The organism is Mesorhizobium sp. AR10 (assembly GCF_024746795.1).
Classification (GTDB): domain Bacteria; phylum Pseudomonadota; class Alphaproteobacteria; order Rhizobiales; family Rhizobiaceae; genus Mesorhizobium.
In genome coordinates this window covers 3,836,928-3,849,940 of record NZ_CP080524.1, presented here as the reverse complement: position 1 = coordinate 3,849,940, position 13,013 = coordinate 3,836,928, and the positions used below count along the sequence as shown (strand labels likewise).

Annotated in this window: 11 protein-coding genes; 9 read left to right on the top strand and 2 right to left on the bottom strand. The window is 61.6% G+C overall.

Features of this window, described 5'->3' with window-relative positions; genetic code table 11:
* The first annotated feature begins 12 nt into the window (after positions 1 to 12).
* A complete protein-coding gene (locus LHFGNBLO_RS22070; RefSeq protein WP_258601462.1) occupies positions 13 to 1,083 on the top strand; it encodes a DUF4238 domain-containing protein in 1,071 nt (356 codons plus the stop codon).
* A 34-nt stretch (positions 1,084 to 1,117) separates the two neighbouring features.
* Here LHFGNBLO_RS22070 and LHFGNBLO_RS22065 read toward each other — a convergent pair whose 3' ends face one another.
* Positions 1,118 to 1,864: a cytochrome c biogenesis CcdA family protein gene (locus tag LHFGNBLO_RS22065; protein WP_258601461.1), complete on the bottom strand. Its 747-nt coding sequence runs from the start codon at positions 1,862 to 1,864 to the stop codon at positions 1,118 to 1,120.
* 178 nt (positions 1,865 to 2,042) lie between these two features.
* On the opposite strand from LHFGNBLO_RS22065, the gene LHFGNBLO_RS22060 reads away from it, so the two are divergent.
* The 8 genes from LHFGNBLO_RS22060 to rpmG all read left to right on the top strand — a co-directional run bounded on the left by LHFGNBLO_RS22060 (position 2,043) and on the right by rpmG (position 11,100).
* Positions 2,043 to 2,420, top strand: a complete 378-nt coding sequence (locus LHFGNBLO_RS22060) for a hypothetical protein (RefSeq protein WP_258601460.1) — start codon at positions 2,043 to 2,045, stop codon at positions 2,418 to 2,420.
* Positions 2,421 to 2,792: 372 nt separating this feature from the next.
* Positions 2,793 to 5,429 (top strand): type I DNA topoisomerase, encoded by a 2,637-nt coding sequence (gene topA / locus LHFGNBLO_RS22055; protein ID WP_258601459.1) that lies wholly within the window; start codon positions 2,793 to 2,795, stop codon positions 5,427 to 5,429.
* Between the two features lie 4 nt (positions 5,430 to 5,433).
* Positions 5,434 to 7,740 (top strand): ribonuclease R, encoded by a 2,307-nt coding sequence (rnr, locus tag LHFGNBLO_RS22050; protein WP_258601458.1) that lies wholly within the window; start codon positions 5,434 to 5,436, stop codon positions 7,738 to 7,740.
* Positions 7,740 to 8,192 (top strand): DUF983 domain-containing protein, encoded by a 453-nt coding sequence (locus LHFGNBLO_RS22045; RefSeq protein ID WP_258601457.1) that lies wholly within the window; start codon positions 7,740 to 7,742, stop codon positions 8,190 to 8,192. Before rnr ends, LHFGNBLO_RS22045 begins: the two co-directional genes overlap by 1 nt.
* A gap of 73 nt (positions 8,193 to 8,265) precedes the next feature.
* Positions 8,266 to 9,012 (top strand): NUDIX hydrolase, encoded by a 747-nt coding sequence (locus LHFGNBLO_RS22040; RefSeq protein ID WP_258601456.1) that lies wholly within the window; start codon positions 8,266 to 8,268, stop codon positions 9,010 to 9,012.
* A gap of 15 nt (positions 9,013 to 9,027) precedes the next feature.
* Positions 9,028 to 10,203: an MFS transporter gene (locus tag LHFGNBLO_RS22035; protein WP_258601455.1), complete on the top strand. Its 1,176-nt coding sequence runs from the start codon at positions 9,028 to 9,030 to the stop codon at positions 10,201 to 10,203.
* A 104-nt stretch (positions 10,204 to 10,307) separates the two neighbouring features.
* Complete coding sequence (locus LHFGNBLO_RS22030; protein ID WP_258601454.1) at positions 10,308 to 10,766, top strand: hypothetical protein; 459 nt, start codon at positions 10,308 to 10,310, stop codon at positions 10,764 to 10,766.
* 166 nt (positions 10,767 to 10,932) lie between these two features.
* Positions 10,933 to 11,100, top strand: coding sequence for a 50S ribosomal protein L33 (gene rpmG, locus LHFGNBLO_RS22025; protein ID WP_006201775.1), 168 nt, complete (start codon positions 10,933 to 10,935; stop codon positions 11,098 to 11,100).
* Between the two features lie 512 nt (positions 11,101 to 11,612).
* Here the strand turns inward: rpmG and LHFGNBLO_RS22020 are convergent.
* Positions 11,613 to 12,986, bottom strand: a complete 1,374-nt coding sequence (locus tag LHFGNBLO_RS22020; protein WP_258601453.1) for a PleD family two-component system response regulator — start codon at positions 12,984 to 12,986, stop codon at positions 11,613 to 11,615.
* Between the last annotated feature and the right edge of the window lie 27 nt (positions 12,987 to 13,013).

Sequence of the window (13,013 nt, the reverse complement as noted above, 5' to 3'; positions counted from 1 at the left end):
CCGAGTTTTAATATGCAGAAGCAAAAAGAGAACAATCACTTTATCTCTGAATTTCAATTGAAATATTTCAGTTGCCCTCCCCCAGCAAAAAAGCCCGGGAAGCACTACATCTGGGTATATACGAATGGGAAAGACGCTGAGTGCAAGAACACGAAATGGGTGGGATCATCCAGCAATTTCTACGGGAAGGACGACGACAGACTGGAGGATTTACTTGCAATAACAGAAGGAAAAAATGGGCAAATTTTTAAAGAAATAACCTCTAAGGGGGAGATTCTCGATAGGCACGAAAGCCAACTAGGAGACCTATTCTGGATCCTCGCATTTCGGACCCGGGCTTTGCGAGAGCGCCTTCGAGGAGGCTTTACCGCCGCGATAGACCTGATGGCGGAGCGATCAACGAGCGACAAAGCTCAGGCCTTTTATAAGCAAATGGCGGATAAGGAGCTTGAGAAAAAGATAGCTGAGATGACGGCTGGATTGAATGTATTTCAACGCCTTCAACTGAAAAACGACCCAGAATTTCTGAAGCGTGTTCGGCTAGCTCGTGAGGTAATTGCCTCCGGGGCACTGACCGGTATTATGCAAGATGGCTTCAGGAATTTTTCCGAAGTATTCAAGGCTAGCACCGCTATCGATGAGGGTCACAATAAAGGGCTCGAACAATTTTTGACCTCAGGCGGAAAATGCCCGGATAGCGTACGGCCGCTTAAATGGTGCGTCGTAACGGACGCAGCCAATAGATTTGTGCTCGGCGATAGCGGGGTATTTTCGCGCACAGAAAATGGGGCAATATGCTCATTGATCGGAATTTCTAGCGACTGGTTCGAGGTTTATTTGCCTATTAGTCCGTCTACCGCCGTTGTAGGAATGCGTCACAACAACCCTCCGTCACTCAGTGTAGAAGGAATCATGGCCGGAGCGATCTCAACGTCCTATGAGCAGTTTTATAGCAATGCATATTCCAGCTCGCTGGAATCTAGAGCTCGCATTGAGATAGACACCAACAATGAATTCTTCGACCAATCTTCACTTGAAGGGATCGTTACCGGTGTTTGGGATCGAAAGGTCGATCACACTTAGTAGCCAGGTAGTCCTGACAACCACTTTTGAGCACTTACCCCAACTGCCCCAGCAGCGGAAAATTCTCCAGCAGCCAATAAGATGCGGCCTGCACGCCGCCAGTCAGGAAAAACACCCCGGCGACGACCAGCAGCGCGCCGATGGCCTTTTCGACGCGACCGAGATGGACGCGGAATTTCGAGAGAAAGCGCATGAAGGCGCCGGAAAACAGCGCGGCAATCAGGAACGGAATGCCGAGCCCAAGCGAATAGGCGGCGAGCAGCAGCGCGCCCTCGCCCACCGTCTCGCGGCCACCGGCCAGCGTCAGGATCGGCCCCAGCACCGGGCCGATGCACGGTGTCCAGCCGAAGGCGAAGGCCAGTCCCATGACATAGGCGGCGACAACGCTGGCCGGCTTGCCTTGCGATTGGAAGCGCGCCTCGCGCGACAAAAGCGGGATGCGCAAGATGCCGAGGAAATTCAGGCCCATCAGGATGATCAGCACGCCGGCGGCCATCGCCAGCGGCTCCTGCCAGACGCGCAGCCAATGGCCGATGGTCGAGGCGCCGGCGCCGAGCGCCACGAACACGGTGGAGAAGCCGAGAACAAAAGCCATCGAGGAATAGAGCAGCGCGCCGCGTGCGCCGGGCTTTGCCGTGGCGCCAGCCTCGCCGCGGAAATCGTCGACCGACACGCCGGCCATGTAGCAGAGGTAAGGCGGCACCAGCGGCAGCACGCAAGGCGACAGGAACGAGAGCGCCCCTGCCCCGATCGCGCTGACATAGCCGATGTCCAATGCCATTCCCGTCTCCTGATGCTTGCGCTGCCATATAGCCGCGACCCCACTGGTCCGCCAATCACCATCGCGTGGCAAGTCGTCGCTTCGCCCGGGATTGGCCGGGAAGAAAGGGCAGCCGGGCAGCGTTGATACAGGAGGCCGCGATTTTCCGCGCGCTTCTCGATCACCCAGGGAGATTTCCATGAAAACGATCACAGTCGGATTGGCCGCGCTTTTGCTCAGCACCGCCGCATCCTTCGCCGCCGATGCGTGGAAGGAAGCCGAGGTCGGAGGCACCAAGATCTATACCGATGCCAACGGCATGACACTCTATACTTATGACAAGGACGAGAAGGGCAAGACCAATTGCTACGACAAATGCGCCACCAACTGGCCGCCGCTGAAGGCCGAGGCCGACGCAAAGGCGGATGACGAATGGAGCGTTGTCGACCGCACCGACGGCACCAAGATGTGGGCCTATGACGGAAAGCCGGTCTACACCTTCATCAAGGACAAGAAGGCCGGCGATATGACCGGCGACGGCGTCGGCGAGGTCTGGCACGTCGTCAAGGCCGACTGATCTTCGAACCTCATTCCCGCCTGATCGGCGGGAAATCGGCTGGCTGCCGGAAATCCCTCCAAGCGCCCCGGCGGCCAGCTTATGTTTGCATAGCGTGACGCTCGGTCCGTATGCACCCAGCCTGACTTGCACGAACCGGCCGGCGACGTAACCCCGAGTCGTTTGCTGCGACTCGAAGCGCGAACCTGCCCTTCCCAAGATTCTGTGATTTTCTCCATACACTCTAAGAGTGTATTGCTGCGGACATCCCGGCAATTTGGGCGCTTCCCCTTGACCGGATGCAAAAGCGCGGCCATGTGAGCGACAAATCATACGAGATTTCGTCGCGCGCAGCGGAATTCTTCTGCCGCACCACAGCTGATATGAGACCTCATGGACGTCGTCGTCGTCGAATCGCCGGCCAAGGCAAAGACAATCAACAAGTACCTCGGCAAGAACTATAAGGTTCTGGCCTCGTTCGGCCACGTCCGCGATCTGCCGGCCAAGGATGGCTCGGTGCGCCCGGATGAAGATTTTGCCATGTCCTGGGCTGTCGACACCGCCTCGGGCAAGCGCCTGGCCGACATAGCCAAGGCGGTCAAGGACGCCGACGGCCTCATCCTCGCCACCGATCCGGATCGCGAGGGCGAAGCCATTTCCTGGCATGTCCTGGAAGTGCTGAAGCAGAAGCGCGCGCTCAAGGACAAGCCGGTCAGCCGCGTCGTCTTCAACGCCATCACCAAGACATCGGTGCTGGAAGCGATGGCCAATCCGCGGCAGATCGACGGTCCGTTGGTCGATGCCTATCTCGCCCGCCGCGCGCTCGACTATCTCGTCGGCTTCACGCTGTCTCCCGTCCTGTGGCGCAAGCTGCCGGGCGCCCGCTCGGCCGGCCGTGTCCAGTCCGTGGCTCTGCGCCTCGTCTGCGACCGCGAATCCGAGATCGAGCGTTTCGTCCGCGAAGAATATTGGCAGATCGCCGCCATCCTCGGCACGCCGCGCAAGGAAAATTTCGAAGCGCGGCTGACCGCCTTCGACCGCAAGAAGCTGCAGAAGCTCGATATTTCCAACAAGGCGCAGGCAGATGACATCAAGGCGATGCTCGACGGCGCCACCTTCAAGGCGGTGTCGGTCGAAGCCAAGCCGACCAAGCGCAATCCGGGCCCGCCCTTCACCACATCGACGCTGCAGCAGGCCGCGTCCTCGCGCCTCGGCTTTTCGGCCAACCGCACGATGCAAGTGGCACAGCGGCTCTATGAAGGCATGGAGATCGGCGGCGAGACCACCGGCCTGATCACCTATATGCGAACCGACGGCGTGCAGATGGCGCCGGAGGCGATCACTGCTGCGCGTGATGCGATCGCCAAGGAGTTCGGCCCAAAATATCTGCCGGATACGCCGCGCCTCTACACGACCAAGGCCAAGAACGCCCAGGAAGCGCACGAGGCGATCCGCCCGACTGATTTCATGCGCACCCCGGCTTCGGTCAGGCAATATCTCGATGCCGACCAGGCACGGCTCTACGAGATGGTGTGGAAACGCGCCATCTCCAGCCAGATGCAGCCGGCCGAGATCGAACGCACCACCGTCGAGATCGAGGCGGTCAACGGGCCGCGCACGGCGGAACTCCGCGCCATCGGTTCGGTCGTTCGTTTCGACGGCTTCATCGCCGCCTACACCGACCAGAAGGACGAGGATGCGGAAGACGAGGAAAGCCGCCGTCTGCCCGAGATCCGTGCCGGCGAGCAGCTTGCCCGCGAAGCGATCAACGCCACCCAGCACACCACCGAACCGCCGCCGCGTTACTCGGAAGCCTCGCTGATCAAGAAGCTCGAAGAACTCGGCATCGGTCGTCCCTCGACCTACACGGCAATCCTGAAGACGCTCGAGGACCGCGACTACGTCACCCTCGACAAGCGCCGGCTGGTGCCGCAGGCCAAGGGCCGGCTGTTGTCGGCCTTCCTCGAAAGCTTCTTCCGACGCTATGTCGAGTATGACTTCACCGCCTCGCTCGAAGAAAAGCTCGACGAGATCTCCGACGGCAAGCTCGCCTGGAAGGATGTGCTGCGCGATTTCTGGAAGGATTTTTCCGGCGCGGTCGCAGACATCAAGGAACTGCGCGTCACCGACGTGCTCGATGCGCTGAACGAGGAACTGGCGCCGCTGGTGTTTCCGGCGCGAGAAGACGGTTCGAACCCCCGGATCTGCCCTAAATGCGGCAGCGGCAACCTGTCTCTGAAGCTCGGCAAGTTCGGCGCCTTTGTCGGCTGCTCGAACTATCCCGAATGCTCCTTCACCCGCCAACTCGGCGATGCCGCCAACCCCAATGGCGAGAACGGCAATGGCGACGACGGCACCAAGGTGATCGGCAAGGACCCGTACACCGCGGAGGAGATCACACTGCGCAGCGGCCGCTTCGGTCCCTATCTGCAGCGCGGCGACGGCAAGGAAGCCAAGCGCTCGAGCCTGCCCAAGGGCTGGACGGTCGAGTCCATCGACCACGAAAAGGCTCTCGCCCTGCTGTCGCTGCCGCGCGACGTCGGCAAGCATCCGGAATCCGGCAAGATGATCTCCGCCGGGCTCGGCCGCTATGGTCCCTTCGTTCTGCATGACGGCACCTACGCCAATCTCGAAGGCATCGAGGAGGTGTTTTCGATCGGGCTCAATCGCGCCGTGTCGGTGATTGCCGAGAAGCAATTGAAGGGTAAGGGCGGCCGCAACGGCGGCACGCCAGCTGCCTTGAAGGAACTTGGCGACCACCCTGACGGCGGCGGCAAGATCGTGGTGCGCGATGGCAAATACGGACCCTACGTGAACTTCGGCAAGGTCAACGCGACGCTGCCCAAGGGCAGGGACCCGCAGTCGGTGACCATCGAGGACGCGCTGGCGCTGATTGCCGAGAAGGAAGCCAAGGGCGGCGGCGGCAAGAAGCCGTTCCGCAAGGCGGCGGCGGCCAAGGCCCAAGCACCCGGAAAAACGGCAACCAAGAAGGCGGCGGCCAAAAAGCCGGCGGCCAAGAAAAAGGGATAAGAGCGTGGCGCGCAGGATCACCGGTAGAACCCACGGCGATCCGCGCACGGCCGATACCCGCGCCAAGGTCAAGGACGACTACCGCCCGTCCCGCGACGAAATCCTGCGCTACATCGCCGAAAATCCGGATCGCGCCGGAAAACGCGAAATCGCCAAGGCGTTTGCGCTGCGCGGCGACGACCGCATCTGGCTGAAGGACATTTTGCGTGACCTGCAGGACGAGGGCCTGCTGACCAAGGGGCGCAAGCAGCTCGCCCGCGTCGGCGCCCTGCCCCATGTCGCCGTGCTCGACATTTTTGGCCGCGACGGCGACGGCATCCTGTTGGCGCATCCCGCCGAATCCGTCGGCAGCGGCGAGCCGCCCGTTGTCTCGATCCGCGTGTCACGCGGCGGCAATGGCCCGGCGCCCGGCATCGGCGACCGCGTTCTGGCCAAGACCTTCCCGACCAATGAGGCGACCGGCCCCGCCTATACCGGGCGGGTAATGAAGATCTTCGAGAAGCGCACCGATGCCGTTCTCGGTATCTTTCGCATTCTGCAGGACGGCACCTTCCGCATCGAACCGGTGGAGCGCCGCCAGCCCGAACTGACCGTCGACAAGGAATTCCAGAACGGCGCCAAAAACGGCGATCTGGTCGAGGTCGAGCCCGCGCGCGCCTCCCGCTACGGGTTGCCCAGAGCCAAGGTGCTCAACGTCCTGGGGTCGCTGACCAGCGAAAAGGCGGTCTCGATGATCGCCATCCACGCCCATGACATTCCGCACATCTTTCCGACCGATGTCATCGCCGAATCCGAGGCCGTGAAGCCGGCCACGATGGATCACCGCGAGGACTGGCGCGACCTGCCGCTGGTCACCATCGATCCGGCCGACGCCAAGGACCATGACGACGCAGTGTTCGCAACGCCCGACCTGGATGAGAAGAACCCCGGCGGCGTGGTCGCCACCGTGGCGATTGCCGATGTCGCCGCCTATGTCCGCTATGGCACAGCACTTGACCGCGAGGCGCTGAAGCGCGGCAATTCGGTCTATTTCCCCGATCGCGTCGTGCCGATGCTGCCGGAGCGCATTTCCAACGATCTCTGTTCGCTGCGCGAAGGCCAGGATCGTCCCGCGCTGGCCGTCCGCATGACTTTCGCGGCCGATGGCCGCAAGCTCAGGCATTCCTTCCACCGCATCATGATGAAGTCGACGGCAAAACTCGCCTATCCGCAGGCTCAGGCCGCGATCGATGGTGCGCCCGACGACAAGACCGGCCCGATCCTGGACACCGTGCTGAAGCCGTTGTGGGGCGCCTACGTCATCCTGAAACGGGGCCGCGACGCCCGCCAGCCGCTGGAACTGGAGCTGCCAGAGCGCAAGATCGTGCTCAAGGAGGACGGCACCGTCGATCGCGTCATCGTCCCGGAGCGGCTCGACGCGCACAAGCTGATCGAAGAGTTCATGATCCAGGCCAATGTCGCCGCGGCCGAGACGCTGGAGGCGAAGAAGCAGGCGCTGGTCTACCGCGCCCACGACGCGCCTTCGCTGGCCAAGCAGGAATCGCTGCGCGAGTTTCTGCAGACGCTCGGCCTGTCGCTGGCACGCGGCGCCCAGATGCGGCCCGCCCAGTTCAATGGAATTCTGGAACGCGTGCGCGGCGCCGACAATGAGGGGCTGGTCAACGAAGTGGTGCTGCGCTCGCAAAGCCAGGCCGAATATTCGCCCAAGAACATCGGCCATTTCGGCCTCAACCTGAAACGCTATGCGCACTTCACCTCGCCGATCCGCCGCTATGCCGACCTGATCGTGCATCGCGGGTTGATAGCAGCACTTGGCTTTGGTCCGGGCGGGTTGACGCAGGATGAGGAAGCACGGCTCGAAGACGTCTCCGTGCTGATCTCCGGCACCGAGCGTCGCGCCATGGCCGCGGAGCGCGATACGGTCGACCGGCTGATCGCCGCCTATCTCGCCGAACGCATCGACGATCGTTTTGACGCGCGCATTTCCGGGGTCACCAAATCGGGACTATTTGTCCAGTTGCCACAATTTGGCGCAGATGGTTTCATCCCGGTGTCAACTCTGGGCGGCGACTACTATATATACGATGAAACGGCCCGATCGCTTTACGGAGAGCGCACCGGCAAGGGTTATCAGCTTGCCGACCGTGTCGAGGTCCGCCTTATCGAGGTGGCGCCGATGGCCGGCGCGATGCGCTTCGAGATGCTGACCGACCCGAAGCCGCTACCCGGCTCCAAACGGTCGTTTCACAAGGCCAAAGGCCGCGCCCGCGCGTCGCAATCGCGTCCAGGCGCGCGCGGCAGGAGACGATGATGCAAAAAGAACTAGGCATTGAACAACCGGTTTTCGGTGGCGAACATCATTCGGGCCGGGTTGCCCGCCCGCTATGGACGGCGATGAAGCGCGGCCTGCTCGGCCGCTGCCCGCACTGTGGCGAGGGCAAGCTGTTTCGCGGCTTCACCAAGACCGTCGACAAATGCGATTTCTGCGGCGAGGAACTTCATCACCATCGCGCGGACGACCTTCCCGCCTATCTCGTGATCGTCATCGTTGGCCATATTGTTCTCGGCGCCTTCATGGGTGTCGAGGCGACCTCCACTTTGTCCCTCTGGCAGCACATTGCCATCTGGGTGCCGCTGACCATCCTTCTCGCGGTAGCCCTCCTGCAACCGGTCAAGGGCGCTGTCATCGGCCTGCAATGGGCGCTCTATATGCACGGCTTCGGCGGCCAGGACGATACGATCGATCATCATCCCCAGGCTTGAAACCGCAGCTGGCGCAATCTTCCATGGCTGAACGCCACTTTCCCTCGCGAGAAGATTCCGCTAGTTCGAGCGTATGGACGCGATGACCAGAGCGGACGTCGACAAGGCGGGGCGGAGCGAGACCCCGCGTGACGCCAAGCCGATGCGCCCGCGTGACGCCGCGACTCTGATCCTGCTCGACCGGAAGGGCGATGAGTTTCTGGTGCTGATGGGCCGGCGCCATGCCCGTCACGCCTTCATGCCGGGGAAATTCGTCTTTCCCGGTGGCCGCACCGATCCGGCCGACAGCCGTATTCCCGTCGCCACCGCCTTGCACCCGCAGGAAGAAGCGAATTTGACCGCAGGTGTTGGCCGCACCAGCCTGGTCCGCGCCCGCGCCATTGCGCTGTCGGCGATCCGCGAAACCTATGAGGAAGCAGGCCTGCTCATTGGCCAGAAAGGCGCTTTCGCGACAAGCAGGCGAGACTGGCAGGGTTTTGTCGAGCACGGCGTGACACCTTCGCTGGCGGCGCTGCGCTTCATCGCGCGTGCCATCACCCCGCCAAACCGGGTGCGCCGTTTCGACACCCGCTTCCTCAGCGCCTGGCGCAGCGATGTCGCCGTCGAATTGGCGGATGGCGGTCCAACCAACGAACTGGAAGAACTGGTCTGGCTGCCGCTTGCCAAGGCCAAGCAAGCTGATGTTCCTGACATTACCAGGGCTATTCTGGAGGGTCTGGAAATTCGGCTCGCCCATGATCCACTTCTGCGCCCCGGTGGTTCCGTGCCGTTTTATCGGCTTGTCCACAACCGCTTCGTCCGCGAAACGATACAAGCATAGGTATTCAGGCATCTCATGACGGTCGATACCCAGCAACAGGGCGACGAACGCGTACACTGGCTGCCGATGGTGGCGGCGATCTCGTCGATCAGCGTCGTCGGCATCGCCATCGGCCTCGGCATGCCGCTGCTCAGCGTCATCCTCGAAAGCCGCGGCCATTCGGCGACGATGATCGGCCTCAACACTGCAATCGCTGGCCTCGCCTCGATCGCCGGGGCTCCGCTCGCCACGCCGCTTGCCATGCGGTTCGGCGTCGCCTGGACCATGCTCGCCATGATTGCCGTAGGGGCGCTCGCCTTTGTCGGCTTCCATTTCGCTCCGGATTTCTGGATGTGGTTTCCATTGCGCATCCTGCTGCACATTGCGCTGACGGTGCTGTTCATCCTGTCGGAGTTCTGGATCAGCACGTCGGCGCCGCCGCACCGGCGCGGCCTGGTCCTTGGTATCTACGCCACCGTGCTGTCGCTCGGCTTTGCCGCGGGACCGTGGCTGTTTGCCCATCTCGGCAGCGCCGGCTTCCTGCCCTTCGGCGTCATCATCGTTCTGGTGACGCTGGCTGCCATTCCGGTGCTGGCGGCGCGCAAGGAGAGCCCGACGATCGTTTCCGATGGCGAAACCAGCAACTTCCTGCGCTACATCTGGATGGTGCCAACAGCGACCGCCGCGGTGCTGGTGTTCGGCGCGGTCGAGACCGGCGGTTTCGCGCTGTTTCCGATCTATGGCAACCGCATCGGCTACTCCGAAGCCGACGCCGCCCTGCTGCTGACCATGATCGGCCTCGGCAACGTGCTGTTGCAGATTCCGCTCGGCATGGTCAGCGACCGCGTCAGCGACCGCCGCTATCTGCTTCTGGTCTGCGCCATCGTCGGGCTTGCCGGCACGATCTTCATGCCGCACTTCGCGCAGAACTGGCATTTGATGGCCGCACTTCTGTTCGTCTGGGGCGGTGTCGTCGCGGCCATGTATACGATCGGCCTCGCCCATTTGGGCTCCAAGCTTTCGGGTCATGAACTGGCATCCGCCAACGCCGCCTTCGTGCTGTGCTACGGGGTCGGCATGGTGCTTGGCCCACAGGCGATCGGCATCGGCATGGACTTGTTCGGACCGTCCGGTTTCGGCTGGTCGCTCGGGTTGTTCTTCGGCGCCTATATCGTCCTGGTCGGCGTCAGGCTCGTCCGCAAGATTCTCTAAAACAGCTTGGTTAAACGCCGCAAAGCACGACACTGCTGACATCACCATGTCAGCAGCGTCAGATTATACCCTGCTCCAAAGCACCACGAGCAGGGAGATATGACATGATCGATAGCGGCTTTGAAACAACCTCCGTGCGGATGGAATTGCTGCTGCTTGTCACCTTTCAAGCACCGGCAGCCGATGTCGACCGCATCATGGAAGCGATAACCGCGATAGCACCATTGCGCATGGGTAAATACGACAGCAATGCCTATCAGTCGGCGGACGGTATCGAGCGCTATCGTCCGTTGGAAGGTGCCGCTGCCGGCGCCGAGACGGAGTTGCGCAGACGCCCGGGTACGGTCGAGGTGTCGTTCGAACTGCCTGATGACCAGAGGCTGGCCGCCCGCATCGTCGAAGCGATATATCAGGTGCACAGCTATCAGGAGCCGGTGATCCGCATCCAACCGATCCTTGCCAGCCGCTCCAAGGGCCTCGACGACAGCTCCAACCCGAACCGCTGGTGGAACACGACGGGCGACTGGAAGAAGGCTGCTTCTCCGGTCAGGGAAGATGCCTGACCCAATGGGCCATTTCAGACTGCCAACCGGCTCGGATGTTTGCGGCGAAGCCACGCGGGCTTGACTTTCCGGGCGCGTTCTTTATGTGTCGCGCCAAGTTTCCCGCGTCCGGGTGTTTCCCCGTGCTCCAGCGGCCAAAACCCCACGAACATAACGGACTGATATCATGGCCAAAGCCGCAAACATCAAGATCAAGCTTCTGTCGACCGCCGACACCGGTTTCTTCTACGTGACCAGCAAGAACAGCCGCACCAAGACGGACAAGCTGTCGTTCCGCAAATACGATCCGGTCGCCAAGAAGCATGTCGAGTTCAAGGAAACCAAGATCAAGTAATCCGGTTTCCTTCCGCATACAAAAACGCCGCCCAGTGGGCGGCGTTTTTGTTTCAAGGCGCGAAAAGGACCAAATTTCCGGTGCTTGACGCAGAGTCATGATGTCTTTGGCAAAGGGGGCCGGTCGGCGTTTGGCAGCGGTACGAGGAGGCCACTATGTGCCAGCGCCGGCCGGCCGACCCCACGGACCCAGGAGATGCGGCGGACCTGAGCATCATGGGGTATTTTTCGGATCGATCCGGCAATCCATCCTCGCGCCGGCTCCGTCTATGGCTTCACATTTGCGCAATAGCTTATGGAAATCAACAGTTTCTTAACCAAGCTGCCGAATCGCTTGGATTAAGGTAAATTCCTAACCCTGTCTGGTTGCCTGATTAATTGGGCGCCGGACCCCGAGCCTGTTCCATCCCGATGGAATCGGGATGGGGCTCTATGTTTCTGTTTTGAGCATGATCTCTTCCGAACCGAAGGTCAGCGCAGCAAAAACCGGTTCCCACTTTTGGGGATCATGCTCTAAGCCGCCTTGGCGACGACGCGGTTGCGGCCGGCGCTCTTGGCTTCGTAGAGCGCCAGGTCGGCGCGCTTCATCAGCGCCGCGACCGTATCCGCTCCCTTGAGCACCGACGACACGCCGACACTGACGGTTACTTCGGTCGTCTTGCCCTCATGGCCGATGGCGAAAGGCATCTGGGCGATTTCGGCGCGAATGCGCTCGGCGACCTTTTCAGCCACAGCGCCATCCGTGTCCGGCATCACCACGACGAACTCCTCGCCCCCGAAGCGGCAGGCAAGGTCGATGCCGCGCACATTCTTGCGCAGCCGCCGCGCGAATTCGCGCAGCACGTCGTCGCCGCCATCATGGCCGTGCGCGTCGTTGATGGTCTTGAAGCGATCGAGATCGGTGATCATCACCGACAATGGCCGCCGCCGCGCCACCGCGCGATCGAACAGCGTCTGCAGGTGACTGTCGAGGTAACGGCGGTTGTGCAACCCGGTCAGCCCGTCGGTCACTGCCATTTCGATGGTTTGGGTGACGCTGGCGCGGAGCTGATCGTTGTAGCGTTTGCGGCGCACCTGCGTGCGCAGCCGCGCCAGCAGCTCCTGCTGGTCGATCGGCCGCATCAGATAATCGTTGATGCCAAGTTCGAGGCCGCGGATGATACGCCCCTCCTCGCCTTCCTCCGCCAGAAGGATGATCGGCAGGAAGCGGGTGCGGTCGAGCGAACGCAACTGCGAGCACAGCCGCAGCGGATCGAAATCGGCGAAGGCTGTCGAGATCATCACGCATTCATAGGGCGCCTCGGCAGCCTGGAAGAAGCCGGCATGCGGATCGGTGGCAATGTCGAGGTCGGCGCTGTCGCGCAGCATTTTCTGGATGCGCTCGAACGAGGGTTGGCGCTCATCGATCAGAAGAACCTTCGGCGTCGCGTCCTCGGCCGTGAAGGTCCGGCTCAAAAGCTCCTCGATGCCGATGTTGCGTGTGGTCGAGGCACGCAGGCGCAATTCGTCGGTCAGCGACTTCAGCCTGACCAGGCTCTTCACGCGTGTCATGAGCTGCAGATCATTGACCGGCTTGGTCAGGAAATCGTCGGCGCCGGCCTCGAGACCGCGCACCCGGTCGGAAACCTGGTCGAGCGCGGTGATCATCACAACCGGGATATGCGACGTCGCCGGATCGCTTTTCAGCCGCTTGCAGACCTCGAATCCGTCCATGTCGGGCATCATCACGTCGAGCAGCACGACATCGACCTTGCCGTTTTCGCAGGTCTCGATCGCGTCCGCCCCGTTGGAGGCGGTCAGCACCTCGAAATATTCGGCAAGCAGCCGAACTTCGAGCAGCTTCACGTTGGCAGGGATGTCGTCGACGACGAGGATCCGCGCAGTCATGTCACAAGGCTCCGGCTCGGCTGGACA